This is a genomic window from Micromonospora halotolerans, assembly GCF_032108445.1.
GTDB classification, from domain to species: domain Bacteria; phylum Actinomycetota; class Actinomycetes; order Mycobacteriales; family Micromonosporaceae; genus Micromonospora; species Micromonospora halotolerans.
In genome coordinates this window covers 5,163,359-5,188,613 of sequence record NZ_CP134876.1, presented here as the reverse complement: position 1 = coordinate 5,188,613, position 25,255 = coordinate 5,163,359, and the positions used below count along the sequence as shown (strand labels likewise).

At 74.9% G+C, this 25,255-nt stretch carries 27 protein-coding genes; 8 read left to right on the top strand and 19 right to left on the bottom strand.

All coding sequences use genetic code 11. The features are described 5' to 3' along the window. Positions 1-2: 2 nt before the first annotated feature. The 10 genes from RMN56_RS24465 to RMN56_RS24420 form a co-directional block, all read right to left on the bottom strand. The gene (locus RMN56_RS24465) at positions 3-968 is read right to left on the bottom strand and encodes an alpha-ketoacid dehydrogenase subunit beta (protein WP_313719890.1); all 966 of its coding nucleotides are present in this window, start codon (positions 966-968) and stop codon (positions 3-5) included. After that, on the bottom strand, positions 968-1,939 hold the full coding sequence (locus RMN56_RS24460; RefSeq protein WP_313719889.1) for a thiamine pyrophosphate-dependent dehydrogenase E1 component subunit alpha: 972 nt from the start codon (positions 1,937-1,939) through the stop codon (positions 968-970). The genes RMN56_RS24465 and RMN56_RS24460 overlap by 1 nt, the downstream gene beginning before the upstream one ends. Beyond that, complete coding sequence (locus tag RMN56_RS24455; RefSeq protein WP_313719887.1) at positions 1,936-2,880, bottom strand: phytanoyl-CoA dioxygenase family protein; 945 nt, start codon at positions 2,878-2,880, stop codon at positions 1,936-1,938. Before RMN56_RS24455 ends, RMN56_RS24460 begins: the two co-directional genes overlap by 4 nt. Next, complete coding sequence (gene hppD / locus RMN56_RS24450; RefSeq protein ID WP_313719885.1) at positions 2,877-3,983, bottom strand: 4-hydroxyphenylpyruvate dioxygenase; 1,107 nt, start codon at positions 3,981-3,983, stop codon at positions 2,877-2,879. Before hppD ends, RMN56_RS24455 begins: the two co-directional genes overlap by 4 nt. Before the next feature lie 65 nt (positions 3,984-4,048). Continuing rightward, positions 4,049-5,272, bottom strand: a complete 1,224-nt coding sequence (locus RMN56_RS24445; RefSeq protein WP_313719884.1) for a beta-ketoacyl-[acyl-carrier-protein] synthase family protein — start codon at positions 5,270-5,272, stop codon at positions 4,049-4,051. Beyond that, entirely contained in the window at positions 5,269-6,885 is a 1,617-nt protein-coding gene (locus RMN56_RS24440; protein WP_313719883.1) for a class I adenylate-forming enzyme family protein, read from the bottom strand. Before RMN56_RS24440 ends, RMN56_RS24445 begins: the two co-directional genes overlap by 4 nt. After that, the gene (locus RMN56_RS24435; RefSeq protein WP_313719882.1) at positions 6,882-7,385 is read right to left on the bottom strand and encodes a beta-ketoacyl synthase chain length factor; all 504 of its coding nucleotides are present in this window, start codon (positions 7,383-7,385) and stop codon (positions 6,882-6,884) included. The genes RMN56_RS24440 and RMN56_RS24435 overlap by 4 nt, the downstream gene beginning before the upstream one ends. Continuing rightward, positions 7,382-8,515: a beta-ketoacyl-[acyl-carrier-protein] synthase family protein gene (locus RMN56_RS24430; RefSeq protein WP_313719881.1), complete on the bottom strand. Its 1,134-nt coding sequence runs from the start codon at positions 8,513-8,515 to the stop codon at positions 7,382-7,384. Before RMN56_RS24430 ends, RMN56_RS24435 begins: the two co-directional genes overlap by 4 nt. Further along, positions 8,508-8,753, bottom strand: a complete 246-nt coding sequence (locus RMN56_RS24425) for an acyl carrier protein (RefSeq protein WP_313719880.1) — start codon at positions 8,751-8,753, stop codon at positions 8,508-8,510. The genes RMN56_RS24430 and RMN56_RS24425 overlap by 8 nt, the downstream gene beginning before the upstream one ends. Beyond that, positions 8,753-9,016, bottom strand: coding sequence for an acyl carrier protein (locus tag RMN56_RS24420; RefSeq protein WP_313719879.1), 264 nt, complete (start codon positions 9,014-9,016; stop codon positions 8,753-8,755). The genes RMN56_RS24425 and RMN56_RS24420 overlap by 1 nt, the downstream gene beginning before the upstream one ends. Positions 9,017-9,033: 17 nt before the next feature. Here RMN56_RS24420 and RMN56_RS24415 point away from each other — a divergent pair, with 17 nt between their 5' ends. Continuing rightward, entirely contained in the window at positions 9,034-9,642 is a 609-nt protein-coding gene (locus RMN56_RS24415; protein WP_313719878.1) for a 4'-phosphopantetheinyl transferase family protein, read from the top strand. An 8-nt stretch (positions 9,643-9,650) separates the two neighbouring features. Here the strand turns inward: RMN56_RS24415 and RMN56_RS24410 are convergent, their stop codons facing one another. Beyond that, positions 9,651-11,033 carry a class I adenylate-forming enzyme family protein gene (locus RMN56_RS24410; RefSeq protein ID WP_313719877.1) on the bottom strand — a complete coding sequence of 461 codons (1,383 nt, stop codon included), beginning with the start codon at positions 11,031-11,033 and terminating at the stop codon, positions 9,651-9,653. A gap of 274 nt (positions 11,034-11,307) precedes the next feature. On the opposite strand from RMN56_RS24410, the gene RMN56_RS24405 reads away from it, so the two are divergent. Then, complete coding sequence (locus RMN56_RS24405) at positions 11,308-11,745, top strand: GNAT family N-acetyltransferase (protein WP_313719876.1); 438 nt, start codon at positions 11,308-11,310, stop codon at positions 11,743-11,745. A gap of 12 nt (positions 11,746-11,757) precedes the next feature. On the opposite strand, the gene RMN56_RS24400 is transcribed toward RMN56_RS24405, so the two are convergent. Genes RMN56_RS24400 through RMN56_RS24365 form a run of 8 tightly spaced genes read right to left on the bottom strand, consistent with a single transcriptional unit; the run spans position 11,758 to position 19,445 of the window. After that, complete coding sequence (locus RMN56_RS24400) at positions 11,758-13,008, bottom strand: beta-ketoacyl synthase N-terminal-like domain-containing protein (protein WP_313719875.1); 1,251 nt, start codon at positions 13,006-13,008, stop codon at positions 11,758-11,760. After that, entirely contained in the window at positions 13,005-14,273 is a 1,269-nt protein-coding gene (locus tag RMN56_RS24395) for a beta-ketoacyl-[acyl-carrier-protein] synthase family protein (RefSeq protein ID WP_313719874.1), read from the bottom strand. Before RMN56_RS24395 ends, RMN56_RS24400 begins: the two co-directional genes overlap by 4 nt. Further along, positions 14,270-14,680 (bottom strand): cupin domain-containing protein, encoded by a 411-nt coding sequence (locus RMN56_RS24390; protein ID WP_313719873.1) that lies wholly within the window; start codon positions 14,678-14,680, stop codon positions 14,270-14,272. The genes RMN56_RS24395 and RMN56_RS24390 overlap by 4 nt, the downstream gene beginning before the upstream one ends. Then, positions 14,677-15,384, bottom strand: a complete 708-nt coding sequence (locus tag RMN56_RS24385; RefSeq protein ID WP_313719872.1) for an SRPBCC family protein — start codon at positions 15,382-15,384, stop codon at positions 14,677-14,679. Before RMN56_RS24385 ends, RMN56_RS24390 begins: the two co-directional genes overlap by 4 nt. After that, positions 15,381-16,886: an acetyl-CoA carboxylase biotin carboxylase subunit gene (locus RMN56_RS24380; protein ID WP_313719871.1), complete on the bottom strand. Its 1,506-nt coding sequence runs from the start codon at positions 16,884-16,886 to the stop codon at positions 15,381-15,383. The genes RMN56_RS24385 and RMN56_RS24380 overlap by 4 nt, the downstream gene beginning before the upstream one ends. Then, entirely contained in the window at positions 16,886-17,362 is a 477-nt protein-coding gene (accB, locus tag RMN56_RS24375; RefSeq protein WP_313719870.1) for an acetyl-CoA carboxylase biotin carboxyl carrier protein, read from the bottom strand. Before accB ends, RMN56_RS24380 begins: the two co-directional genes overlap by 1 nt. Then, the gene (locus tag RMN56_RS24370) at positions 17,359-19,086 is read right to left on the bottom strand and encodes an acetyl-CoA carboxylase carboxyltransferase subunit alpha (protein WP_313719869.1); all 1,728 of its coding nucleotides are present in this window, start codon (positions 19,084-19,086) and stop codon (positions 17,359-17,361) included. The genes accB and RMN56_RS24370 overlap by 4 nt, the downstream gene beginning before the upstream one ends. Further along, positions 19,083-19,445: a TcmI family type II polyketide cyclase gene (locus RMN56_RS24365; protein WP_313719868.1), complete on the bottom strand. Its 363-nt coding sequence runs from the start codon at positions 19,443-19,445 to the stop codon at positions 19,083-19,085. Before RMN56_RS24365 ends, RMN56_RS24370 begins: the two co-directional genes overlap by 4 nt. Positions 19,446-19,878: 433 nt before the next feature. On the opposite strand from RMN56_RS24365, the gene RMN56_RS24360 reads away from it, so the two are divergent. The 6 genes from RMN56_RS24360 (at position 19,879) to RMN56_RS24335 (ending at position 25,169) form a co-directional block, all read left to right on the top strand. Beyond that, entirely contained in the window at positions 19,879-20,706 is an 828-nt protein-coding gene (locus RMN56_RS24360; protein WP_376787225.1) for an AfsR/SARP family transcriptional regulator, read from the top strand. A gap of 139 nt (positions 20,707-20,845) precedes the next feature. Continuing rightward, positions 20,846-21,193 carry a TcmI family type II polyketide cyclase gene (locus tag RMN56_RS24355; protein WP_313719866.1) on the top strand — a complete coding sequence of 116 codons (348 nt, stop codon included), beginning with the start codon at positions 20,846-20,848 and terminating at the stop codon, positions 21,191-21,193. 225 nt (positions 21,194-21,418) lie between these two features. Continuing rightward, complete coding sequence (locus RMN56_RS24350) at positions 21,419-22,330, top strand: helix-hairpin-helix domain-containing protein (RefSeq protein ID WP_313719864.1); 912 nt, start codon at positions 21,419-21,421, stop codon at positions 22,328-22,330. A gap of 162 nt (positions 22,331-22,492) precedes the next feature. Continuing rightward, complete coding sequence (locus RMN56_RS24345) at positions 22,493-23,695, top strand: low temperature requirement protein A (protein ID WP_313719863.1); 1,203 nt, start codon at positions 22,493-22,495, stop codon at positions 23,693-23,695. Between the two features lie 119 nt (positions 23,696-23,814). Then, on the top strand, positions 23,815-24,021 hold the full coding sequence (locus RMN56_RS24340; protein WP_013286658.1) for a hypothetical protein: 207 nt from the start codon (positions 23,815-23,817) through the stop codon (positions 24,019-24,021). A gap of 188 nt (positions 24,022-24,209) precedes the next feature. After that, on the top strand, positions 24,210-25,169 hold the full coding sequence (locus RMN56_RS24335; protein ID WP_313719862.1) for a TIGR03557 family F420-dependent LLM class oxidoreductase: 960 nt from the start codon (positions 24,210-24,212) through the stop codon (positions 25,167-25,169). Positions 25,170-25,255: the final 86 nt, after the last annotated feature.

Here is a 25,255-nt window from a genome sequence, read left to right as displayed (position 1 = left end):
GTTCATCCGTCCTTACACGTCAGTTGGATGGCGGCGGTGAGCTGGTCGCGGCCGGGTTGCACGGCCCGGTCGAGGGCGGGTGCGAAGGGCAGCACGGCTCCGTCCGGCCGGGTGACCCGGTGGGGCGGCGCGGCGAGCGGGACCCGCTCGACGACGGTGGCGATGATCTCCCCGGCGATGCCGCAGGACCGGTTGGAGTCGTCCACCACCACGAGGCGCCCGGTGCGGGACACCGAGTCGAGCAGCCCGTCCCAGTCGAACGGGTACAGCGTGCGCGGGTCGAAGACCTCCACCGAGACCTGGCCGGCCAGTTCGTCGGCGACGGCGAGGGCGTCGTGCACCAGGTGCCCGACGGCGACCACCGTGACGTCGGTGCCCGGGCGGCGCACCACGCCCCGGCCCAGCGGCACCGGGGCGAAGTCGGTGACGTCGGCCCGCACGTCGAGGGCCCCGGCGGGGGCGAACACCACCACCGGGTCGTCGCAGCGGATCGCCGAGACCAGCAGCCCGTACGCGTCGGCCGGGGTGGCCGGCACCACGGTGGTCACCCCGACGTGGGCGAAGAGGCTGTACGGGTGGTCGGAGTGCTGCCCGGCCCAGCCGGTGCGGGAGCCGGAGCCGGGCACCAGGTAGGTGACCGGCACCGCGCACTGGCCGCCGGTCATCAGCGGGAATTTGTGGGCGTGGTTGACGATCTGCTCGAAGACGAGGAAGAGCAGCGACGGGATCTGGAACTCGATCACCGGGCGCGCCCCGGCCAGCGCGGCGCCGGTGGCGAAGCTGGTGAACGCCTGCTCGGACAGGGGCGTGTCGAGCACCCGGTCCGGCCCGAACCTCTTCAGCAGGCCGGTGGTGACGCCGGCGGCGGCCACCCGGATGTCCTCGCCGAGCAGGAAGACCGACTCGTCGCGGGTCATCTCGTCGGCGAGCGCCCGGGTGAGCGCCCGGCGGTAGGAGAGCCGGGGCATCAGCCGCCGCCGGTCCGGGCGGTGAGCCCGCTGGCGTACAGGTGGTCGAGGGCGGTGGCGGGGTCGGGCGCCGGGCCGGCCAGCGCGAAGTCCACCGCCGCGGCGAGGGTGGCCTCGACCTCGGCGTCGATCGCCGCCCGGACCGCGGCGGGCAGCCGGTCGCCCTGGATGAGCACGGGGTCCCGGCGGCGTGCGGCGGCGACCTCCTCGGGCGGGCGGTAGTCGAGGCGTACCCGGTGTTCGAAGGTGTGGTGGGCGTCGAAGCGGTAGGTGCGGGCCTCGACCAGCTCGGGGCCGCCGCCGGCGCACATCCGCGCGACGGCGGCGGCGCTGACCTCGCGTACCTTCTCGGGGTCCTGGCCGTCGACGGTGGCCGCCGGCATGCCGAAGGCCGCGGCGCGGCCGGCGATGGTGCCGGCGACCGCGCCCTCGACCGGCATGGTGGTGGCGTAGCCGTTGTTCTCGCAGACGAACAGCACCGGCACCCGCCAGAGCGCGGCCAGGTTGAACGCTTCGAGGAGCATCCCCTCGTTGACCGCGCCGTCGCCGAAGAAGGTCGCCCCGACCACGTCGTCGCCGCGCCGCCGGCGCGCCCACACCGCTCCGGTGAGGATCGCGCCCGCGGCCCCGACGATGGCGTTGGCGCCGAGCACCCCGACGCCGAAGTCGGCGGCGTGCATCGACCCGCCCCGGCCCCGGTTCAGCCCGGTGACCCGGCCGCACAGCTCGGCGAGCATCCGGGCCGGGTCGGCCCCCTTGGCCAGGACGTGCCCGTGCCCGCGGTGGGTGCCGGTCACCAGGTCCGCGACGCGCAGCGCCGCGCAGACCCCGGCGGCGACGCCCTCCTGCCCGAGGTACGGGTGGATGCCGCCGACGATCTCCCCGGCGTCGACCAGCTCGATGGCCCGCTCCTCGAAGCGGCGGATCAGCCGGACCGTCCGGTAGAGGCCGACGGGGTCGGGGCCGGTCACGCCGGACGCCCCTCCGTGGTCGTGGTCGGGACGTCGCGGTCGCGCCAGATGACCGGGCAGAATGCGGGATCCGTGTAGTCCGGCCGGCCCTCCGGGGTGCGGCGGACCAGCACGTCGTGGTTGTACGCGGCGAGCGTGCCGTCGGAGAGCGGATACTCCCGCCAGGCGTTGGCGCCGTCCTGCAGGTGCAGCGAGATGGCCTGGCGGGGACGGCCGCTGACGTTGGCCCCGCTGCCGTGGTAGACGCGGCAGTGGTGGAAGCTCATGTGTCCCTTCGGGATCACCATGGGGACCTTGCGGATCTCCGCGCCGTTGTACGCGGCGTTCTCGGCCAGCATCGCCTCCAACTGGTCGCGGTCCCGGTCGGCGAAGTGCCGCACCACGGTGTCGTCGGCGCCGATCTCCCGCCAGCGGTGCGACCCGTCGACGATGGTGATGGTGCCCATCTCCTCGCCGCAGTCGTGGAACGGGATGAACGCCGTGAGCATGTTCTCCGAGGAGGACGACGCCCAGTAGTGCTTGTCGAAGTGCCAGGGCACGATGTTGGACGGCTCACCGGAGATCGGCGGCTTGTAGATGAGGGTGGACTGGAAGATCCGGATCTCGTCGGCCCGCGCGAGCCGGGCGGCGACCGCGCCGATGAGCGGCTTGCGCAGGATCCGGCCGATGGCGTCGTGCTCGTGGTGCACGTAGTCGTTGTGCCGCTGCACATCGCCCTTGGCGGGTTCCCAGTAGGCCAGCTTCGGCGGGCGGACGGGCAGCCGCCGGTCCCGCTCCCCGGCGTAGTAGCGGTCGGTCGCGGCGACGAGCGTGTCCACCTCCTCGTCGGTGAGCAGCTTCCCGCTCAGGTACCAGCCGTGCTCGGCGTAGTGCCGCACATCCTCTTCGGACGGCAGCAGCGCCTCCTCCTCGGCGGTCAGTGCCGGATGTGTCGTGGTCATGCCCGAACCCCTCCTGCCGTCCCGGCCGCGACGGCGGGGGTCGCCCCCGCCGCGGCGAGTTCACGTTCCTTGGCCTCGTACAGCGCCTTGATGTTGCCGCTGCCGAAGGTGCGCGCCCCGCGCCGCTCGATGAGTTCGAGGAAGAGGGTGCGGCGCACGTGCATCGACTCGGTGAAGATCTGCAGCAGCTGGCCGTCGTGGTCGGAGTCCACCAGGATGCTCAGGTCGCGCAGCCGGTCCAGCGGCGCGTCCACCTTGCCGACCCGCCGTTCCAGGTCGTCGTAGTAGGCGTCCGGGGTGCCGGCGAAGCGCACCCCGCGGCCGGCGAGGGCGCCGACCGCCGTGACGATGTCGTCGGTGCGCAGCCCGAGGTGCTGCACCCCGGCGCCGGCGTGCCAGCGCAGGAAGTCCTCGATCTGCCCGGGCCGCCGGCCGGTGTCCGGCTCCAGCAGCACGAGGGTGACCCGTCCGGACGGGCTCTGCACCACCTTCGAGTTCATGGCCTGCCCGGCGACCTCGATGTGCTCCTCGAAGATCTGCGCGAAACCGAAGACCTTCTCGTAGTGCCCGATCGTCTCGTCGAGCTGCCCCGGCGGCACACAGACCGCCAGGTGGTCGATCTCGGCGAGCAGCGGGGTGTCGCCGCCGCCGGGCAGCTCCTCGATCGCCCCGGGCAGGAACCGCGTCCGGTCGCCGCGCCGCTCGACCAGGCGGTGCAGCACGTCACCGAAGCCGCCCACCTCGGCGGTCACCACCTCGGCGTCCGCGCCCGTGAAGGTGCGCGGCGCGGTCACCGCGGTCGCGCCCCGGGCCACCAGCTCCGCGTACGCACCGGCGGCGTCGTCGACCTCCAGGGCCACCACGGCGATGCCGTCGCCGTGCCGGTGCACGTAGGCCGACGCCGGGTGCTCGGCGGTCAGCCCGCTGGTGAGCACCATCCGGATGTCGGCCTGTGCGAGCAGCAGCGAGCGCTGCCCGGCCAGCCCGGTCTCCGGGCCGCCCTGGCCCCGCAGCCGGAAGCCGACGGCCGTGTCGAAGTAGAAGGCGGCCTGGCGGGCGTCTCCGACGTACAGCTCGACGTGGTCTATGCCATTGATGTCCATAGGTAGCCTTTCCCCCTGTTCCCCCCGTGACTGCGACCCGGGCGTCCACCCGGGATGGCGTCCGATCAGTTGCGGCGCAGCAGCAGGCTGACGTTCTGGCCGCCGAACCCGAACGAGTTGGTCAGCGCGTGCTCGGCCCGGGTCTCCCGGGGCGCGGCGCGGACGTGGTCCGCCTCGCAGTCCGGGTCCGGGTCGTCGAGGTGGTAGGTGGGCGGGAGCAGCCCGCGCCCGAGGGCGAGGGCGGTGGCCGCCGCCTCCAGCACGCCGGAGGCGCCGAGCAGGTGCCCGGTCAGCGCCTTGGTGGAGCTGACCGGCACCCCGCCGGCGCCGAACACCGCGGCGAGAGCGGTGGTCTCGGCGATGTCGCCGAGCCTGGTGCCGGTGCCGTGCGCGTTGACGTAGCCGACGTCGGCCGGCGTCACGCCCCCACCGGCCAGCGCCCGGCGCATGCACGCGGCCGCCCCCGCGCCGTCCGGCCGGGGCGCGGTCGGGTGGTGGGCGTCGGTGTTCACCCCGTAGCCGGCGACCTCGGCGTAGCCGGTGACCCCCCGCGCGGCGGCGTGCTCGGCGCGTTCCAGCACCAGCAGCGCCGCCCCCTCGGCCAGCACGAACCCGTTGCGCCGCTTGTCGAACGGGCGGCTGGCCTCGGTGGGGTCGTCCCAGCCCCGGGCCAGGGCGCGGGCGTTGCCGAAGGTGTCGGCGAAGGTCGGGAACAGCGGCGCCTCGCTCGCCCCGCAGACCACCACGTCGGCCTCGCCGGCCCGGATGAGGCGTACCCCGTCGGCCACCGCCTGGGCGCCGGAGGCGCAGGCCGTGCCCACCGCGGAGCTGTAGCCCCGGATGCCGTGGGCGATGGCGATCCGGGCCGACGGCATGTTCGGCAGGATCCCGGTGAGCAGGTACGGGCTGACAGCCGTCCGGCCCCGCGCCGCGCGGGCCAGGACCTGGCTCTCCAGCGTGGACATCCCGCCGACCCCGCCGACGATCACCCCGATCCGCTCCGGGTCGACGTCGCGCCCCACCTCGATGCCGGCGTCGGCGAGCGCCTCGGCGGCGGTGATCAGGGCGAGCAGCACGACCCGGTCGAGCACCTTGGTCTCCGGGCCCGAGGCGACGCTGCGCGGGTCGATGTCCGGCAGGATCCCGGCCACCTCGAGGCTGTCCCGCGCCGGGTGCCCCTCGGGCGGCCGGCACAGCCCGGACCGTCCGGTGGTGAGCGCCGTGAACGTCTCCTCGACGCCCCGGCCGGCCGGGGTGAACAGCCCCATGCCGGTGACGACGGCGCTCATGACGCGGCCTCGGCGAGATAGCGCTCGCGCAGCGCCACCTTGCGGACCTTGCCGGTCACGGTGACCGGGATGTCGTCGGCGCGCACCGGCACCACCCGGCGCAGCGTGGCGGCCAGGTCCGGCCCGATCGCGGCCCGGATGCGCGCGGTGCGGTCCGCCGCCGGGTCCGCCCCGGCGGCCAGCTCCAGCAGCACGTCCGTGACGACGTCCCCGCCCTCCTCGAGGAGCACCACGGTGCAGTCGGTGACGTCGGCGCAGGCGGCGAGGATCCGCTCCTCGGACAGCGCGGTGAAGAAGCGCTTCCCGTCGCCCGTCTCGACGGAGTCAACCGCCCGGTCGAGGTGGTAGTAGCGGCCGTCGGCGTCGGCGCGGACCAGGTCGCCGGTGAGGTACCAGCCGCGCAGCCGGGACCGGTAGGTGGTGACCGAGTCGTTCCAGTAGCCGCGGAACAGCGACGGCGAGTCGATGCCCAGCCAGCCGACCTGCCCGGGCGGCAGCTCGTTGCCCGCCTCGTCGAGCACGGCCACCCTGGTGAACCGGTACGGCCGTCCGACGCACCGGCCGTACCGGTCGGTGTCGACGGTGTGCGTGACGTGGAACATCGAGTGGCCCATCTCGCTGGAGCCGAGCCCGTCGATGAAGACCGAGCCGGGCACCCGGGTCACCCCGTCGCGGGTCATCACGTCCCGCGAGCCCACCCTGACCAGCCGGCGCACGTGCGGTTCGTGCGAGCAGTCGCCGGTGTTGAACCACAGCCGCACCGACTCCAGGTCGTACGCGGACAGGTCGAAGCGGGCCAGCTCGGCCCAGGTGACGGAGAACCCGAACACGCCGTCCGGCCGCCAGCGCTGGATCGCGTCGAGCACCCGCTCGCCACCCTGCTCGGAGAGGAGGTACATCTCGGCCCGGTTGCCCAGCGCCTGGTTCACCATCAGCACCGTCGCGGTGTGCGGGGCGGGCAGCGCGTTGAGGATCCGGGTGGTGCCCTGCGCCTGCGGCATGGCGAGCAGGTGCCGGGTGGCGGCGAAGAGGCTGGCGTGCGAGTGCAGCACCGCCTTCGGCACCCCGGTGGTGCCGGAGGTGTGGGTGATGACGACCGGGTCGTCGTCGTGGTGCCGGTAGTGCGGCGGGGCCGCGGCCGGGTCGCCGCCGCCCGCCTCGGCGGGCTCGCCGAGCAGGAGCGCGCCCGGGTCGTGCCCCCGCAGGGCGGCGGCGTGCGCGGCGTCGGCGAGCACCCCGACGGCGCGCAGCCGGCGGACGTACTCGGCGGCGATCTCCGGGCGCAGCCGGCCGTTCATCAGCGCGGGGATCGCGCCGAGCCGGGCCAGCGCCAGGAACGACAGCACCATGTCGGCGGCGGAACCGGCCCAGACGGCGACCGGGTCGCGCGGCTTGATCCCGCGCTCGTGCAGCCAGGCGGCGCGGGCGGCGACCAGCTCGTCGAGCCGGCCCAGGGTCAGCGGGGTCTCGGCCGGGTGGCCGTCGACCGCGGTGTCGAAGGTGAGCCCGGGGCCGTCCCGGTCGGCGCCGTGGGCGAGCACCCGGGCGAGCACGTTCCCCGCGCCCAGCTCGGTGTCGGCGGCCAGCGCGCCGCGCAGTCCCCTCGTCCTCATTGATGTGTTCCCTCCCCCAGCAGCACCGCGGTCGCCTCGCCCGGCGTACCGTCCGGTGCCTGTTCGATCAGGACCAGCAACGCCTGCGCGGCGTCGCCGTCGTACAGCAGCAGGTCCGCCTCGGCGGCGCCCTCGGCCCGGGGGTCCCCCGCCGGGCTCAGGCACACCACCGGCCCGTCCAGCCCCCACCGCGCCGCGACGTGCCCGGCCACGCTGTTCGGCACCGACTGGAAGAAGAACAACGGGCCCACCCGGCCGCCGGCCGCGACCGTGGCCCGGACGTGCGCGGCGCTGGCCCGGTCGCCGCTCGCGCTGACCAGCACCACCGCCGTGCGGTTGCCGGCGGGCAGCGGCCCCGCCCCGTACCGGGCGCGCAGGCAGCGGTCGGCCACCGCCACCACCAGCGGCGCGAACGCCGAGTGCACGAAGCCCGGCACGGCCGGCGGTGGCCCGTCCCCGGTCTCCGGCCAGCGCGCCTGCGCCAGCACGGCGGCGGTCACGGCGCACCGACCAGCAGGGCCGTGTTCGCGCCGCCGAACGCGGCGTTGAGGGTCAGCGCGTGGGCGGTGGCCGCCGGGCGCGGCGCGTCGGTGACGACGTCCAGCGGGCAGCTCTCGTCGGGGCCGAGCCAGCCGGCGTTGACCGGCAGCTTGCCGTGCCCGAGCGCGAGCACGGTGACCACCAGTTCGAGCAGGCCGGACGCCTCCAGCGCGTGCCCGTGCACCGCCTTCGTGGAGCTGACCGGGATCCGCCCGGCCGCCGCGCCGAACACCCGGCCCAGCGCCGCCGCCTCCGACGCGTCGCTGTACGGGGTGCCGGTGGCGTTGGCGTTGACGTAACCCACCGCCGTGCCGGGCAGCCCGGCCCGGCGCAGCGCCGCCTCGACCGCCCGGGCCAGGCCGTGCCCCCGCGGGTCCGGCTGGCACGGGTGGTACGCGTCGCCGGCCCGCCCCCAGCCGGCCACGGTCCCCAGCGTCGGGGCGCCCCGTCCGGCGGCGGCGCGGGCCGACTCCAGCACCACGGCCACCACCCCGTCGCCGAGCAGCAGCCCCTGCCGGCCGGCGCTGAACGGTCGGACCACCCCGTCGGCGGCGAGCGCCCGGCCGGCGTCGAAGAGGGCGTACTGATCCGGCTCGACCAGGTAGCCGGCGGCGACCACGACCCGGTCCAGGTCGCCCCGGCCGATCAGGGTCGCGGCGTCGGCGACCGCGGTGCTCGCCGACACGCAGGCGGTGGTGTAGACGCGGGCACGTTCGCCGAGGCCGCAGCGGCGGGCCAGGTGGCCGGCGAGCGCCGGCACCGGCGGCCCGGCGTCCCCGCCGCCCGGCGGCGGCAGCGAGTGCGGGCCGCCGTGCGCGGCCAGGAACAGCGCGGCGCCGGCCCGCTGCGTGCGGTCCAGGCCGGCCGCCCGGCACACGCGGTCGACCGCGTCGGCCAGCTCGTCGGCGAGGGTGCCGACCTCGGGCAGGGTGGCCGCCACGGTGACCCGGCGGCCGGTGGTGTCGAAGCGGCGCACCGGTGTGAACGCCGGGGCGCCGGCGAGCACCCCGGCGAGCAGCGCGTCGGCGCCCCTGCCGAGGGCGCTGAGCGCGTGGACGCCGGTGATCCGTACAGGCTCCCGCTCAGCCATCTGCGGGAACGGTCAGCGAGGTCTGGAACACCGCCAGCGCGTCGTCGACGGTGCGGATGCCGGCGAGCTGGTCGTCGGTCAGCTCCAGCCGGCGGTCGTAGCGTTGCTCGACGAGGTGTACGAGCCACGCCAGCTCCATCGAGCCGACCCGGTCGGGCACCTGGTCGACGGGTTTCGCGGTCAGTTCGGCGAGCATGCTCACCAGGTCAGCTCGCCCCAGGTCGGGCCGACCGGTCATCAGGACTTGTCGCTGTTCGCGGCCGCCCGGGCGGCGACCATCGTGGTGAACTCGCCGACCGTCATGAGGGCCAGCTTCTCCGACTCGTCGTCGGCGAACTTCAGGCCGTACCGGTCCTCGACCCGGACCGCGAGGTCGGCCAGGGCCAGCGACTCGAGGTCGACGCCGGAGGGGCCGAGGGTGGTGTCGTCGTCGATGTCCTCGACGTCGTAGTTCATGTCGGCGAGCTGCTCGATGACGAAGGCGCGGACCTCGTCTCGCATGGCGTTAACCTCTTTCCGTGAACCAGCTACCGGTGCCCGGTCGGGACACCGTGTACGTGTGGACCGGCCGGACCGCCGGCGACCAGCGGGAGCTGGCGCGGCGGCTGCTGAGGCGCGCGGGTGGCGCGTTGCTCGGCCGGCCCGAGGCGGAGATCGGGGTGGGACGGGCGCCCGGCGGGCGCCCGGAGGTGTACGCGGCCGGCGGGCGGACGCTGCCGGTCAGCGTCAGCCACGCCGGCGGGGTGGTCGTGGTGGCCGCCCGGACCGGCGGGCCGGTCGGGGTGGACGTCGAGCGGCACCGGCCGCTGCCCGCCACGCCGCTGGCCCGGCGCTGGTACGACCCGGACGAGGCGGCCTGGCTGGCCGCCCGGGCCGAGGCCGGCCGGGAGCTGGACTTCCTGCGCCTGTGGACGGCCAAGGAGGCGGTCGGCAAGGCGCTCGGCACCGGGCTGCGCGACGGCGGGCTGCGCCGCCGGATGCCCGCGCCGGACGGCGGCGGCGGGCTGCTGCGCCCGGTCCCCGGCTGTCCCGGGGTGCGGGTCGGCCATCCGACCGGCGGGGCCGGCCTGGTGCTTGCCGTCGCGGTCGCCGGGGCGGCCGGGCCGGTCGAGGTCGCCCTCGCGTAGCGGGCCGGTCATGACGCGGCGTCCCGGAGCGCCGGCGCGGAGCGGACCAGCTTGCCGGTGGTGGTGCGGGGCAGCTGGTCGAGCAGGTGCAGGGTGCGGGGGCGCTTGTAGCCGGCCAGGCGCTCGGCGAGCAGCTTGTCCAGGGTGTCCTCGGAGAGCGAGCCGTCGGTCTGCACGTACGCGGTGACGCCGTCGTCCCAGACCACCACGGCGGCGGTCACCCCGGGCAGCTCGGCGACGGTGGCCTCCACCTCGGTGAGGTCGACCTTCATGCCGCCCACCGACACCTGCGAGTCGAGGCGGCCCTTGATGGTGACCAGCCCGGTGCCCGGGTCGACCACGCCGGCGTCGCGGGTGTGCAGCCAGCCGTCGGCCCAGCGGGTCGGGTCGGCGAGCCCGACGTACGGGTTGGCCGGGCAGCTCACCCACAGCTCACCGCCGGACTCGCGGACCCGGATGCCGGGGGCGGGGGCGATGGCCGGGCGGTGCGCCCCGTGCAGGTCGGTGCCGATGACGCCGACCTCGGTCATCCCGTACATGTTGCCCAGCGGGACGCCGTAGCGGTCGGTGAAGGCGCGGGCCACGGCGGCCGGGACCAGCTCGCCGCCGGTGGTCATCCGCCGGAGCTGCGGCAGCGGCCCGGCCGGCACGGTGGAGGCCAGCAGGCCGATGTGGAACGGCACGCCGAGCACGGTGGCCGGGCTGTCCTGGGCGGCGACGGCGGCGAGGATCGCGTCGCCGCTGAGCCGCTCCGGCGGGCACAGCTCGACGCCGGCGTGCAGCCCGTAGAGCAGGCCGCCGACCAGGCCGAGCACGTGCACCATGGAGGGCAGCAGGACGATCCGCTCGCCGGGCAGCGCCACCCCGTCGATCCGGGTGTAGCGGTGCACCTCGCCGACCAGGTCCCCGGCGGTGCGCCCGATCACCTTGGACGGTCCGGTGGAGCCGGAGCTGAGCTGGATCACCGCGTGCGGGCTGCCGGCCGGGCGGTCCGAGTAGGCCGCGACGCCCGCGGTGACGTCGACGAAGATCCGCAGCGCCCCGCCGCCGGTGCGCACCGGCGCGACCACCACCTGCGGGGTGAGCCGGCGCAGGGCCTTCTCGACCTCGTGGTCGGTGAGCCGGTGGTCGAGCAGGATCGCCTGGGCGCCGGTGCGCCAGGTGGCCAGCAGGTGCACCACGTACGCCAGCGACGGGGGCAGCCGCAGCGCGGCGGCGCCGCCGGGGCGCAGGCCGGCGTCGGCCAGCCGGGTCTGCGCCTCGCCGACGAGGCGGCGCAGGGTGGCCTTGTCGACCGGCTCGGGCAGGCGGAGACACATGTCGGTGGGACGCCCGGTGAACAGAATGTCGTCCACCCAACTCGCGTCTGTCGACACAGGATGTTCCGCCATAGGATGTGCTGTCACGACCGCCCACCGCCCAGCCTCGAAGTGGGCGAAATACGCCCAACACGTGCGTTCTCCGGGGTGCTGACGGAACAGTACGACAGCCGTCGGATCCATTGCTACATGCAAATGGCTAGATCAATACGGGCGGCTGGACGGATTGCTCAGGCTCGATCGGACAGGCAGGATCGGTGCCACGCCGGCTCGGTATCCCGCCGGCCGCCCGACGCTGTGCTGGGCGCAGGTGCGGTGCGGTCCGACGGGTCTCTACGCTCGGGGCATGTTCCGTGCGGCCCGACCCGACGACTTCGCGCAGATCATCCGCCTCTACCGGCAATTGCAGCCCGACGATCCGCGGTTGACCGACGGATCCGACGAACGGGCCTTCGCGCAGATCCTGAGCAATCCGGCGCTGCACCTGTTCGTCCTCGAACTGGACGGGCTCGTCGTCGCCACCACGTACCTCAACGTGATTCCCAACATCTCCCGATCGGCATCGCCCTACGCCGTCATCGAGAACGTCGTGGTCGAGGAATCGCGGCGCGGCACCGGCCTGGGCAAGCAGATCATGGCCGGCACCCTCCAGGCCGCGTGGGACGCGGGTTGTTACAAGGCGATGCTGATGACCGGCTCGCGCCGGCCCGCGACCCACGCCTTCTACCGGGCCTGCGGGTTCTCGGGCGACGTCAAGACGGCGTACCTGGCTCGACCGTCCTGACGCGGCGCACCGTCACCTCTCGTCCCCCGCCGGCGGGGGCGCGGCGCCGCGGAGGACCACCGCGCTGTTGAAGCCGTCGAAGCCGCGCGCCCCGACCAGGGCGATGCGGCTGCGCGGCGGGCGCGGCCGACGCAGGAAGGTCAGCTCGCAGCCCGGCGCCGGCTGCTCCGGCCCGGCCGAGGCGGGCAGCAGGCCGTGGTGGAAGGCGAGCAGCGCGGTGGCCGCGTCCAGCGCCGAACCGCCCTGGTGGGCCCGGCCGGTCAGCGGCTTCTGCGTGGTCACCGGCGGGGTCGTCGCGCCGAAGACCGCGCGCAGGGCGGCCGCCTCGGCCCGGTCGTACGCGGGCACCCCGAGCGCGTCCGGCCAGATGACGTCCACGTCGTGCGGGCGGACCGCGGCCCGGTCCAGGGCCAGCCGCAGCGCCCGGGCGTAGTGGGTCGGGTCCGGGCCGGCCTCCCGGTCGGTCGGTGCCGCGTCGTGGGTGGCCGCCCAGCCGGTGATCTCCCCGTAGATCCGGGCGCCCCGCGCGAGGGCGTGCCCCAGCTCCTCCACCACGAAGACGGCCCCGCCCTCGGCGGGCACGTACCCGGCCGCGCCGGTGTCGAACGGCCGGTACGCCCGCTCCGGGTCGGCCACGTCGCTGAGCAGCCCGGAGCGGAGCTGGCAGGCCAGCGCGTACGGGCTGAGCGGGCACTCGGTCGCCCCGGCCACCACCAGCGGGGTGCCGCGCCGGATGGTCCGCACCGCGTGGGCGAGGCTGTCCAGCCCGCCGGCCGACTCGGAGACGGTCACCCCGCAGGGCCCCTTGAGCTGGTGCCGGATGGAGAGCTGCCCCACGCTGGCCGCGTAGAACCAGGCGATCGACTGGTACGCCCCGACGGTCCGGCTCGGCCCGCCCCAGAGCCGTTGCAGCTCCCGCTGCCCGAACAGGTTGCCGCCGGAGGAGCTGGCCAGGGTGACCGCCCACTGGTACGGGTCGGGCGCCTCGTCGGGCAGGCCGGCGTCGGTCAGCGCCAGCCGGGTGGCGGCGAAGCCGAGGTGCGTCCACCGGTCGGTCTGCACCCGCTGCCGGGTGTCGCTGAAACCGGCCGCGTCGAAGTCGGGCACCTCCCCGGCCACCCGGGTCGGATAGCCGGCCGGGTCGAACAGGGTGATCGGCCCGGTGCGGCGGGTGCCCGCGAGCACCGAGTCCCAGTGCGCGTCGGCGCCGACACCGGTCGGGGCGACCACCCCGATCCCGGTCACCACGGCCCGGGCGGTCACGGGTGGACCGCCAGCCGGCGGAAGATCATCGCGGACTGGAAGCCGCCGAAGCCGCTACCCACCGACAGCGCCACGTCCACCGGCACCTCCCGGGCCTCGTTGGGCACGTAGTCCAGGTCGCACTCCGGGTCCCGGGTGGCCCAGTTGGCGGTCGGCGGCACCACGCCGTACTCGATGGCCAGGGCGCACGCGGCCATCTCGATGGAGCCGATCGCGCCGAGCGAGTGCCCGACCATCGACTTGATCGAGCTGATCGGCACCCGGTACGCCGCCGCGCCCAGCGCCCGCTTGAACGCGGCCGTCTCGTGCCGGTCGTTCTGCCGGGTGCCGGAGCCGTGCGCGCTGACGTACGACACGGCCGACGGGGCGAGCCGGGCCTGGCGCAGCGCGTCGCTGATCGCCACGGCCATCTCCGCCCCGTCGGGGCGCAGCCCGGTCATGTGGAAACCGTTGCTGCGGCTGGCGTAGCCGGCCACCTCGCAGTAGACGTGCGCGCCCCGCCGCCGGGCGTGCTCGGCCTCCTCCAGCACCAGCACGGCCGCGCCCTCGGCCAGGACGAAGCCGTGCCGGTCGGCGTCGAACGGCCGGGAGGCGTGCTCCGGGTCGTCGTTGTCCGGGCTGGTGGCGCCGATGGCGTCGAACGAGGCGACGGTGACCGGGGAGATCGGCGAGTCGGCGGCCCCGGCCAGCACGATGTCCGCCTCGCCGTCGGCGACGAGCTGGTGGGCGTACCCGATGGCGTCGATGCCGGACGTGCAGCCGGTGGAGACCACCTGCGCCGGGCCGTGCAGGCCGTGCCGGCAGGCCACGTCGGCGGCCAGGCTGCTCGGGATGAGCGCCTGGTACAGGTACGGCCCGCCGAGGGTGTGGTCGACCAGCCAGTTCCGGCCCGAGTCGCTGACCCGCACGTACTCCTTCTCCAGCGCCATGGTGCCCCCGACGGCGGTGCCGAGCACCACGCCGGCCCGCTCCCGGTCGGCGTCGCTGAGGGCGAGGCCGCTGTCGGCGAGCGCCTCGGCGGAGCAGGCCAGGGCGAACTGCACGTACCGGTCGGCGCGCTGCCGCTCGGCGAGGGTGATGCCGGCGGCGTCCGGGTCGAAGTCGCACTCGGCGGCGATCTGCGAGCGGAACGGCGACGGGTCGAAGAAGCTGATCCGCCGGGTGGCGGTGCGCCCCTCGGTGATGGTCTTCCAGAACCGGTCCCGGGTGGCGCCGCCGGGTGCGACGACGCCGACGCCGGTGACCACGGTCCGCCGGCCGGTCACGACGGCTCCCGTGGCGGTGGGGCAGCGCTCTCGGTGTCGACGTGGCCGAGTTCCGGGCGGGGGGCGAGCGGCCCGAGGTGGAAGACCACCTCGGCCGGCTCGTCGCCGGTGTTGCGCAGCCGGTGCCGCACGTCCCGGCGCACGAACAGCGCCTCCCCGGCGGCGAGGGGCACCGGCCGGTCGTCCAGGTCGACGGTGATGGCGCCGCGGGAGACGTAGAGGAACTCCTCGCTGTAGGGGTGGTAGTGCTCGGCGATCCGCTCCCCCGGCGCGAGGGTGGCCACCCCCATGAAGCCGGAGGTGCTGCCGACGGTCTTCGGGCCGAGCAGCACCCGCAGCTCGCCGCCGCGCCGCCGGTCGGCGGTCACGTCGTGGACGGAGACCCGGGCCGTGGACGTGTCGGTCATCGCGCGCCTCCCGCGTGCGCCCGCTCGATCTTCTCCTTGATGACGGCGAGCTGGACCTTGCTGTTGGTGTTGATCCGCTCGGTCATGCCGGCGTTGTCGACCGGCGCCGTGGGCTTCATGGCGAAGTCCTGCACCCAGGTCATCCGGGTGCCGCCGGGGATCTCGTCGTAGCGCCAGTAGATGCGCATGTACTCGAACGGGCCGGTCTCCACCCGCCGGGCGCGCACCTCGCGGGTGCCCGGGTCGGCGGTGCGTTCGCTGACCCAGCTCCACGACGTGCCGTTCTCGTCCGGGTGCATGGTGAGCCGGAACCGGACCGTGTCGCCCTCCCGGTGCAGGATCTCGGCCGCCGCGTACTCGGTGAACAGCTCGGTCCACCGGGCCACGTCGTTGGTGATCTCCCAGACCAGCGGCAGCGGGGCGGCGATGTCGACCGCGTTCTCGGTGTGCCCCGGAGGATCCGCCTTCCGGGCCACCAGGTCGGCGACGCCGGCGATGCTGAGCTGCCCGGCCTGCTCCGGGATCTTCACCCGCCACCGGTCGGCCACGACCGCGGAGAGTTCGAGCAGCGCCAGCGAGTCCATGCCCAGCTCCTCCAGGCTGGCGGCCGGGGTGCGGGCGGCCGCGTCGGCGTCCAGGCCGCAATGGGTCACCAGGATGTCGGTGATCTCGTTGGTGAGCGGTCGGTCGGGAGCGACGGTCATGGGTTCCTCCAGGCGTTCGGGCCGGCGGCGGGCGCGGCGGTGACGGGCGTACGGCCGGCGGGGTCGGTGTCAGCGCGGATGTCGGGCACGGGGGTGGGCACGGCCGGTTCGGCGGGCGGGGCCACCTCGGCGACCGGTACGGCGTCGGCTGCGGGCGGGTGGAGCAGGCGGTCGACCAGGGCGGTGGTGTGCCGTCCGGCCCGGAAGGCGGCGTCGCGCAGCACCCGCCGGGCGAACGGGATGGTGGTGCGCACGCCCGGGCCGGCCACCTCGAACTCGCCGAGCGCCCGGTCGAGCCGGTCCAGCGCGCCGTCCCGGTCCGGCGCCCAGACCGCCACCTTGGCCAGCAGCGAGTCGTAGTGCGGGCTGACCAGGTAGCCGACGTGGCCGTGGGTGTCCACCCGGGTGAACGGGCCGCCGGGCGGCCGGAACCGCTCCAACCGGCCGGGGGCGGGGGCGAAGTCGCGGTCCGGGTCCTCCACGTTGACCCGGCACTCGACGGCCACCCCGCGCAGCCCGACGTCCTCCTGCCGCCAGCGCAGCGGCGTGCCGGCGGCCACGTGCAGCTGCTCGTGGACCAGGTCGATGCCGGTGACCAGTTCGGTCACCGGGTGCTCCACCTGGATCCGGCAGTTGATCTCCAGGAAGTGGCAGCGCTCGGCCTCGTCCACCAGGAACTCGACGGTGCCGGCGCCGGTGAAGCCGACCGACAGGGCGCCGCGCAGCGCGGTCTCCGCGAGGGTGTCCAGGGTGGCCGGTCGCAGCGCCGGGGCGGGCGCCTCCTCGATGAGCTTCTGGTGCCGGCGCTGCACCGAGCAGTCCCGGGTGCCCAGGTGGATGCCGTTGCCGTGGCCGTCGCAGAGCACCTGCACCTCGACGTGCCGGGCGTCGGCCAGGTACCGCTCGACGTACACCCGGTCGTCGCCGAAGGCGACCTGGGCGGCAGCGCGGGTGCGGGCGTACGCACGGGGCAGCTCGGCGGCCGAGCGGACCACGGTCATTCCGCGCCCGCCCCCGCCGGCGGCCGCCTTGACGATCACCGGGTAGCCGACCTCGGCGGCCACGTCGAGCGCCTCGGCGGCTGTCGGCAGGGTCCGCACGCTGCCCGGCGGCAGCGGCAGGCCGGCCCGGCGCATCAGCGCCCGCGCCGTGGACTTGTCCGCCAGGGCCGCCATCACCTGCGGCGGCGGGCCCACGAAGATGAGCCCGTTCTCCGCGCAGATCTCGGCGAAGTCGGCGTCCTCGGAGAGGAAGCCGTAGCCGGGGTGCACGGCCTGCGCGCCGGTCTGCCGGGCCGCCTCGACGATCGCGGCGGCGTTCAGGTAGCTCTGCCGGCTGGACGCCGGTCCGATCTGGACGGTCTCGTCGGCCAGCCGCACCGGCAGCGAGTCGGCGTCGGCGCTGGAGTGCACCACCACGGTCCGCACGCCCAGCTCCCGGCAGGCGCGCAGCACCCGCAACGCGATCTCGCCCCGGTTGGCGATCAGCACCTTCTCGAACATCAGGCGTCCCGTCCGGTGAGCGGTTCCAGGGCGATCAGCGGCTGGTCGTACTCGACGGGCTTGCCGTCCTCCACCAGCACCTCGACCACCCGCCCGGCCTGGCCCGCGGCCACCTCGTTCATGAGTTTCATCGCCTCCACGATGCCGACCACCTGGCCGGGGCGGACCACGTCGCCGACCACCACGAACGGGGCGGCGCCGGGCTCAGGGGAGCGGTAGAAGGTGCCCACCACGGGCGACCGCACCGCCGGCCGGTCCGCGACGGGGACCGGCTCGACCCGCGGTGCGGTGACCGGGTCGGCCTCGGCACGCGGCGCCGGGGCCGGCGGGACCGGGTGGTGCCACTCGACCTCCAGCACGGTCTCGCCGCTGCGCAGCCGTACCCGGCGCACCGGGCCGGCCAGCTCGGCGACCAGCTTGCGGGCGTGCCGGCTCAACCCGTCCAGCACCTCCTCGGCTCCGCCGTCCCCGCTCACTGAGCCACCTCCGTTCGCGTCCGATCGATTGCCTCGACCGGCGGGTTGACGCCGGTCGACCGGGCCGCGCCGAAGCGGCGGAACCGCTGCCGGCGGCGGCGGACCAGGGTGGCCGGCGGCACGGCGAGCAGCGGGGCGAGGTTCGCCGCCACGGCCCGGCCCAGCAGCTCGGCGGCGCCGGCCGGATCTCCGTGGGCGGCGGGCCGCGGCTCGGGCACCACCTCGTCGACCACCCCGAGCCGGGACAGGTCGGTGGCGGTGAGCCGGAGCGCCCGGGCGGCCTGCGGGGCGGCCGAGCTGTCCGACCAGAGGATCGCGGCGCAGCCCTCCGGGCTGATCACCGAGTAGACGGCGTGCTCCAGCATCAGCACCCGGTCGGCGACCGCGAGGGCGAGCGCGCCGCCGCTGCCGCCCTCGCCGGTGACCACCGCGACGACCGGCGTGGGCAGGACGCTCAGCGCGAGGATGTTCTCCGCGATCGCGGCGGCCTGGCCCTGCTGCTCGGCGTCCACGCCCGGGTCGGCGCCCGGGGTGTCCACAAGGGTCACCACCGGCAGGTGAAGCCGGGCCGCGAGGCGCATGAGCCGCAGCGCCTTGCGGTGCCCGGCCGGGCTGGCCATGCCGAAGTTGCGGGCCACCAGCTCCGCGGTGGTGTGCCCCTTCTGGTGGCCGATCACCATCACCGGCCGGCCGTCCAGCCGGGCCACCCCGCCGACGATCGCCGGACAGTCCGCGCCGAGCCGGTCGCCGTGCAGCTCCACGAAGCCGTCGAAGGCGGTCTCCAGGTAGTCCAGGGTGGTGGGCCGGCCGGGGTGCCGGGCCGTGCGTACCGTCTCCCAGGCGTCCCGGGCCGGTCTCGGCGCGCCGACCGTGACGGCCGGTCGCGGCGCCGGTTCCTGCCGGGGTACGGGCACCCGCCGGCCGGCCTCGGCGGCGGCGAGCAGCGCCGTCAACCGGCCGCGCAGCGCGTGCCGGGGCACCACCAGGTCGACCTGGCCGTGCCGGAGCAGGAACTCGGCCGTCTGGAAGCCCTCGGGCAGGGTGGCGCCGGTGACCTGGCGGATCACCCGGGGGCCGGCGAAGCCCAGCCGGGCGCCGCTCTCGGCGAGCACCACGTCGGTGTTGGTGGCGAAGGAGGCCGCCACCCCGCCGTAGGTGGGGTCGGTGACGACGCTGACGGTGAGCAGCCCCGCCTCGCGCAGCCCGGCGATGGCCTGGCTGACCGTGGCCATCTGCATGAGCGACAGCGCGCCCTCCTGCATCCGCGCCCCGCCGGAGGCCGTGACCAGCACCAGCGGCGTGGCGTCGGCCAGCGCCCGCTCGGCGGTGCGGGTGATCAGCTCGCCGACCGCGCAGCCGAGGCTGCCGCCGAGGAAGCGGAAGTCCATCACCGCGAGGGCGACCGGGTGGCCGCCGACCCGCGCGGTCCCGCAGAGCACGGCCTCGTCCAGGCCGGACCCGGCGCGGGCCGCGCCGAGCCGGTGCGGATAGGGCAGCGCGTCCACGAACCCGATCGGGTCGACCCGCACCGCCCGGTCCGCCAGCGGGGTGAACGAGTCCGGGTCGACCAGCTGCGCCACCCGGTCCGGGGCGTCGAGCCGGGCATGCGACCCGCACTCCGGGCAGACGTCGAGGTTGCGTCGCAGCCGCTTGCGGTAGAGCAGCGAGGCGCAGTCGTCGCAGCGGGCCCAGAGCTGCTCGTCCCGGGGTGCGGTGGTGGTCACGGCCGCCGCCCGGGGGCGTCGTGACGGTGGGACTGCCGCCCGGGGGCGTCGTACCGGTAGAAACAGTGCGCCATGGCGTCGCGCGGCGACTGCCAGGTCGGCAGGTAGGGCGAGATGTACGGGCGCAACCGTTCGCTGATCCGGACGAACTCGGGATGGCCGCGCGCCTCCTCCACCGCCCCCTCGGTCGGCGCCTCCGTCTCCAGGAGATGGACGTAGAGGTCGTGCAGCCGGTAGAGGGAGCGGTGCCGGACGCCGACCAGGCCCGGCAGCTCGGTCGCGTCGGACGCGGCGAAGATCTCGGCGACCCGATCCTCGGCGGTCGGCACCACCTTGGCGACGATGAGCGAGCGGTCCATCCGCGGCCTCCCTGGATGCGTACCGGTGTGGGGCGAGCGATCTCGGCGCACAACTGGCGACACCGTGCCGCCGGCACCGTCAACGGGGCGTCAACCGGCCACCATCGGCCTGGGAAGTTGGTGACGCTGCGTTGACGCAAACTGTGTGCGAGCTATGGGAAGATCAAATTACGCGAATGAATAGCGACACTTCTTCGCAGTTCACAGGCCGTTCGTGTGACCATTACGGACGGTCAGCGAACCGTCCCCTCGTTGACTCAGAGTAACAAGTGTTGATATCCTCCGTACCGGTCAGCCCGGTCACAGCGGGCTTTCTCCGCCACGGCGGAGCCGTTCCGACACCGGCGTCGCGGGCAGCCGAGCCAGGCGACAGAGGACGGTCGGGACGAGGGTTCCACGTGCTGGGGGTGCGCCCGTGTCCGGTGGATCGAGAATGCCGACGGCGGGGAACCCCGCCCCACAGGTGTCGCTGCACCTGCTCGGCGGGTTCCGCCTGCTCCACGACGGCGTACCGGTGGTGGTCCCCCGGGGCCTGCAACGGGTCATCGCCCTCATCGGGCTGCGCCCGGCCGCCACCCGAAGCCACCTCGCCGGGCTGCTCTGGCCGGAGACCTCGGAGGACCGGGCGCTCTCCTCCCTGCGCACCGCGCTGTGGCGGCTCCGCCAGGACCCCTGCTGCCCGCTGCGCACCGACGGCGACACCGTCCGCCTCGACCCCGCCGTCCACCTCGACGTCGACGAGCTGGTGGCGTCCGCCGACCAGGTACGCGACGGCCGGGTTCCGCGCGGCGCCGCCGGCAACGGCCGGCACGACCTCCTCCCCGGCTGGTACGACGACTGGGTGCTGCTGGAACGGGAACGGCTGCGGCAACTCCGGCTGCACATGCTGGAGGAGCTCGCCGGCAACCACCTCGCCGCCGGGCGGCACGGCGAGGCCCTGGAGGCGGCGCTCGAGGCGATGGCCGCCGAGCCGCTGCGGGAGACCCCGCACCGCCTGGTGGTCCGCATCCACCTCGCCGAGGGCAACGCGTTCGAAGCGGTGCACGCCTTCTACGTCTACCGCGACCTGCTGCTGCGCGAGTTGCGCCTGGAACCGTCCCCGGCCATGTGCGCGCTGCTCGACGACACCCTCGCCCCGATCCGGCGGGCCAGCCGGCGGGAGGCACCCCAGCGGCGCGCCGACCGGACCAACGCCCCCGGCCGGTCGACCGGCTCGGCGCCGCGCGGTTCGACCGCACCCACCACACCACACCCCCGCTGACCGCCGCCGGCGTCACCGCCGTCATCAATGTCACCGTCCGGGCCGTGACGGCCAGGTGACAGCGGGCCCGGCAGGGTGTGCCCACGGTGGCCGGCGCCCTGGACCGGAGTCGGCACCGCCAGTGGCGAGAGGGGTCCCGATGAGTCGACTGTTGGTCGTCAGCCGGATCGTGCCGGGCGCGCAGGGGCGGGTGGCCCAGATCTTCGCCGAGTCCGACGCCACCGACCTGCCCCGCCTCACCGGGATACGGCACCGCTCGCTGTACTACCTGCACGACCTGTGCGTGCACCTCATGGAGACGGTGGACGTCGACCCGGACCTGGCCGCCGAGGTGCGCGAAAACCCGTTCTACCAGCAGGTCAACGAGCGGCTGTCGGCGCACACCTCGCCGTACCTGCCGACCTGGCGTTCCCCCCGCGACGCCGTGGCCGGCTGCTTCTACAGCTGGGACGCGGCCGACCTGCCGGTGCCCCGCCAGGCCTGCTGAGCCCCCGGCGGGAAGACCGGGGCGTCCCGGACCCTCGAACGGCACCAGGGTCCGGGGCGCCCCTTCCGCGTAGCACACGCTCGGTCATCCCGCGGCCACCGGCCGGCACGTCCCGTCCCACCGGCGGCGACTGCCGCCGACCTCCCTGTCGTCCCGCGCGTACGTGTGCGAAGCTGCCCCGGGTTTTCTCGCGATTGTCGTTCACGTACATAGGAGGAGGTTGGCATGCCGTCGAGCTTCGGGCAGTGGCTGGTGCTGATCCTGGCCCTGCTGGTGGGCCTGGTCATCGGGTGGGTGGTGAGCGGCCGACGGAACGCGGCCGGCACCGGCGCGCCCACGGTGGAGGGTGGCGCCGCCCCGGCGCCGGAGGTGACCGCCACGGTCGACCGGGAGCGGCCGGAGGCCGTGGTCGACGAGGTGCCGGCGCCCGCCGCGGTGACCGAGGCGCCGGCCCCGGCCGACCAGGACGCCGCCCCGGCCGCCGCCAGGCTGGCCGCCGAGGCCGCCCCCCTGCCGTCCACCGAGCCGGCGACGGTCACCGAGCCGGCGATCTCCGGCGAGGCGCCGGCCCGCACGGTGGCGGCCGAGCCGGTGGCCGAGGAGGCGCAGCCGGTGGCCGAGGAGGCGCAGCCGGTGGCGGTGCCCGAGCCGCGCGCCGCCGACGAGGAGGCCGAGCCGGCCCGCAGCGCGCCGGAGCCGGTGGCCGTGGCCGACGAGCCGGCCGCCGCGACCGAGCCGGTGCCGGCCGCCGACCCGGTGGCCGAGCCGGCCGAGCCGGTCGCCGCCGAACCGGTGGCCGACGAGCCGGTCGCCGCCACGGAGCCGGCCGCGCCCGTGACGGTGCCCGCGCCGCGCGCCGCGGTCGAGGACGCCGCTCCGGCCCAGGTGGACGCCGCCGACGACTTCCGGCGGATCCAGGGCATCGGGCCGAAGCTGGCCGCCGCCCTCCAGGCCGCCGGCATCCGCACCTACCAGCAGCTCAGCGAACTGGACGAGGCGACGCTGCGGGAGACCGTCAAGGCCGCCGGCCTGCGCGCCGCGCCGGGCCTGGCGACCTGGTCGCAGCAGGCGAAGGTGCTGGCCGGCGCCCGCGCCGAGGCCGAGCGGGTGCTGCCGGCCGGCGCCGGCGAGGGCTGATCCGACGCGCGGCGCCGGTGGTGACAGAGGGTCACCACCGGCGCCGCGCCCCGGACGGGCGCGAAATGCCGGAAGCCGGCACGGGCCCACGCGGGCGTCGCTACGGTCGGGTGCAGGGCCGGACGGCCCGCCGCGCCGATCCCGCCACCGCAGGAGCAGCTCGTGCCCACCCCCACGCCGGAGCAGCCCGCCGAGCGGCGGCCACCGGTCCGGGACCCCGAGGCGCCACGCCGGGTGACCCTGCTGGAACTCTTCTTCGACCTCGTGTACGTGGTCGCGCTCTCCCTCATCTCGCGCGGGCTGATCACCGGCATCGACTGGGAGCGGGCCGTCCAGTCGCTGATCATGCTGATGGCGATGTGGTGGACGTGGGCGATCACCACCCTCGTCACCGACATGTACGACCCGCAACGTCCCGAGATCAAGCTGCTGATCGTCGCGGTGATGTTCGGGGCGCTGCTGATGACCACCGCCATCCCGGAGGCCTTCAGCGGCCGGGGGCTGGTCTTCGCCGGCACGTACGTGGCGATCCATCTCGGACGCGGGCTGTTCCTCATGCCGGCCGTCCGGCGCCACCGGCAGACCCAGCGCCGGGCCGCCCGGATCTTCATCTGGTTCGCGGTCTCCGCGATCCCCTGGCTCGTCGGCGCGACGGCGAGCGGCCACGCCCGCGAGACGCTCTGGCTGGTGGCCCTGGGTATCGACTATCTCGGCTTCCGGCTCGCGTACCCGGTGCCGGGGCTGGGCGTGGTGCCGGACGCCCAGCGCAACGTGACCGCCGAGCACCTCTCCGAGCGTTACCAGCAGTTCTTCATCATCGCGCTGGGCGACGCCATCCTGGTCACCGGCACCGTCTTCAGCCTGCACCACTCCGAGGCGGAGAACATCGGGGCCTTCGCCATCGCGTTCGCCACCACCCTGCTGCTCTGGCGGATCTACGTGCACAAGTCCGGCGAGCTGCTGCCGCACGCCATCGCCATGTCCAGACAGCCGAGCAAGTTCCTGAACTCCGCCCCGTACACCCACCTGCTGATGGTGGCGGGCGTCGTGACCAGCGCCGCGGGGTTCGACCTGGTGCTGCTCGAACCGACCGGGCACACCCCGCCGGCCTGGCTGGCGATCATCCTGGGTGGGCCGGCGCTGTTCCTGACCGGTCGCGCCGCCTTCGAGTACGAGGTGTTCAGCCGGGTGTCGGTCTCCCGACCGGGCGGCGTCCTGGCGCTGCTGACGCTCGCGCCCTTCCTTCTCCACCTCGCCCCCATCTACGCCGCCCTGGGCGCGATGCTGGTGCTGGCCGGGGTGGCCGTCGCCGACCACCTGCGCAGCCGGGGGCGACCCCCGGAGAGCCCCGCCCCGCCGCACTGATCCGACGCCGCGATGGTCGGAATCGGCCGCGCCGCAACCGCGGCGCCGTTTGACCGTTCCCCCGCTCTGGGTACATGGCCTCCACCTCGAATCCACCACAACCCCAGTGGAGGCAACCCATGCGCGGCACCTCGATAGTCGGCGTCCTGGTCGTCATCTGGCTCATCATCGGCGCCATCGCCGCCGGACAGCGCGGTTACTACGGCAACGACGAGACCAACTGCGCCGAGGCCGGCACCATCCTCGTCACGATCGTGGCCGGCCCGCTGAACTACATCGGCGCGAACCCCAAGGTGGACTGCAAGCTGCCCGAGCCGTCCAAGTAGGCCCCACCCCGGCACACCCGGCCCGCGCCCGCTCCCCCGAGGCGCGGGCCCTTTCGTGCCCGGCGCGCGCAGAGTCACCACCGCTACGGCGTCCTAGGAGGCTGGGTCCTTCGTTCCGGCGGTGTTTGTCGGGGTCCGGGGCGGGAACGGCAGCGGTCCAGCCGCGCGGAGGACGGGAGACCAGGGCGATGCAGATCGGCTACAAGCTGGCCTCGGAGGCCTTCGGCCCGCAGGAACTCATTCGGCAGGCGGTCCGCGCGGAACAGGCCGGCTTCGACTTCGTCGAGATGAGCGACCACTACCACCCCTGGCTGGAAATACAGGGGCACTCCTGCTTCACCTGGAGCGCGCTCGGCGCCATCGCCGCGAAGACCAGCACGCTCGGGCTGGCCACCGGGGTCACCTGCCCCTCGGTGCGGTACCACCCGGCGATCATCGCCCAGGCCGCGGCCACCATGGCGCTGATCTCCGGCGGGCGGTTCACCCTGGGTGTGGGCGCGGGCGAACGGCTCAACGAGCACGTGGTCGGGCGGGGCTTCCCCAGCGTCCGCGGCCGGCACGAGCGGCTGCGCGAGGCCCTGGAGATCATCCGCCTGCTCTGGCAGGGCGGCTACCAGTCGTACGAGGGCCGGCACCTCCAACTGGAGGACGCCCGGGTGTGGGACCTCCCCTCGACGCCCCCGGTGATCGCCGTGGCGGCCAGCGGTCGGTCCTCCGCGGCGATGGCCGCCGAGCTGGGCGACGGGCTGTTCGCCACCGAGCCGAAGCCGTCGATCGTGGAGCGCTACCAGGAGGCCGGTGGGCGGGGGCCGCACTACGCGGAGGTGCCGATGGCCTGGGCCTCCGACGAGGAGCAGGCGGTGCGCGCGGCGAAGGAGACCAGCCGCTGGGCGGTCACCGGGTGGAAGGTGATGAGCGAGCTGCCCAACCCGGTGAACTTCGACGCGGCGACGATCTGGGTGGAGGACCAGCACATCCGGCAGCAGTTCTCGGTCGGGCCGGACCCGGAGCCGCACCTGGCGAAGGTGAAGGCCTACGTCGACGCCGGGTTCGACCACATCGTGCTGCAGAACGCAGGCCCGGACCCGGACGGCTTCCTCGACTTCTGCGCCGGGGACTTCCTCGCCCGGGTGCGCGCGCTCGCCTGACCGGCGCGCCGCGGGCGGGGCGCCGGCAGCCGGGCGCCGCCCGCTGCGGGTGGCGGCCGGCGTACCGCTCGGGCCGTGGGACCGGG

What these genes read in the sequence shown, in the direction of transcription:
- RMN56_RS24465 (WP_313719890.1), bottom strand. Translation starts at nt 968, where the DNA reads ATGCCCCGGCTCTCCTACCGCCGGGCGCTCACCCGGGCGCTCGCCGAC.
- RMN56_RS24455 (WP_313719887.1), bottom strand. Translation starts at nt 2,880, where the DNA reads ATGACCACGACACATCCGGCACTGACCGCCGAGGAGGAGGCGCTGCTG.
- hppD (WP_313719885.1), bottom strand. Translation starts at nt 3,983, where the DNA reads ATGGACATCAATGGCATAGACCACGTCGAGCTGTACGTCGGAGACGCC.
- RMN56_RS24445 (WP_313719884.1), bottom strand. Translation starts at nt 5,272, where the DNA reads ATGAGCGCCGTCGTCACCGGCATGGGGCTGTTCACCCCGGCCGGCCGG.
- RMN56_RS24440 (WP_313719883.1), bottom strand. Translation starts at nt 6,885, where the DNA reads ATGAGGACGAGGGGACTGCGCGGCGCGCTGGCCGCCGACACCGAGCTG.
- RMN56_RS24430 (WP_313719881.1), bottom strand. Translation starts at nt 8,515, where the DNA reads ATGGCTGAGCGGGAGCCTGTACGGATCACCGGCGTCCACGCGCTCAGC.
- RMN56_RS24425 (WP_313719880.1), bottom strand. Translation starts at nt 8,753, where the DNA reads ATGACCGGTCGGCCCGACCTGGGGCGAGCTGACCTGGTGAGCATGCTC.
- RMN56_RS24420 (WP_313719879.1), bottom strand. Translation starts at nt 9,016, where the DNA reads ATGCGAGACGAGGTCCGCGCCTTCGTCATCGAGCAGCTCGCCGACATG.
- RMN56_RS24410 (WP_313719877.1), bottom strand. Translation starts at nt 11,033, where the DNA reads ATGGCGGAACATCCTGTGTCGACAGACGCGAGTTGGGTGGACGACATT.
- RMN56_RS24405 (WP_313719876.1), top strand. Translation starts at nt 11,308, where the DNA reads ATGTTCCGTGCGGCCCGACCCGACGACTTCGCGCAGATCATCCGCCTC.
- RMN56_RS24390 (WP_313719873.1), bottom strand. Translation starts at nt 14,680, where the DNA reads ATGACCGACACGTCCACGGCCCGGGTCTCCGTCCACGACGTGACCGCC.
- RMN56_RS24385 (WP_313719872.1), bottom strand. Translation starts at nt 15,384, where the DNA reads ATGACCGTCGCTCCCGACCGACCGCTCACCAACGAGATCACCGACATC.
- RMN56_RS24380 (WP_313719871.1), bottom strand. Translation starts at nt 16,886, where the DNA reads ATGTTCGAGAAGGTGCTGATCGCCAACCGGGGCGAGATCGCGTTGCGG.
- RMN56_RS24365 (WP_313719868.1), bottom strand. Translation starts at nt 19,445, where the DNA reads ATGGACCGCTCGCTCATCGTCGCCAAGGTGGTGCCGACCGCCGAGGAT.
- RMN56_RS24360 (WP_376787225.1), top strand. Translation starts at nt 19,879, where the DNA reads ATGCCGACGGCGGGGAACCCCGCCCCACAGGTGTCGCTGCACCTGCTC.
- RMN56_RS24355 (WP_313719866.1), top strand. Translation starts at nt 20,846, where the DNA reads ATGAGTCGACTGTTGGTCGTCAGCCGGATCGTGCCGGGCGCGCAGGGG.
- RMN56_RS24350 (WP_313719864.1), top strand. Translation starts at nt 21,419, where the DNA reads ATGCCGTCGAGCTTCGGGCAGTGGCTGGTGCTGATCCTGGCCCTGCTG.
- RMN56_RS24340 (WP_013286658.1), top strand. Translation starts at nt 23,815, where the DNA reads ATGCGCGGCACCTCGATAGTCGGCGTCCTGGTCGTCATCTGGCTCATC.
- RMN56_RS24335 (WP_313719862.1), top strand. Translation starts at nt 24,210, where the DNA reads ATGCAGATCGGCTACAAGCTGGCCTCGGAGGCCTTCGGCCCGCAGGAA.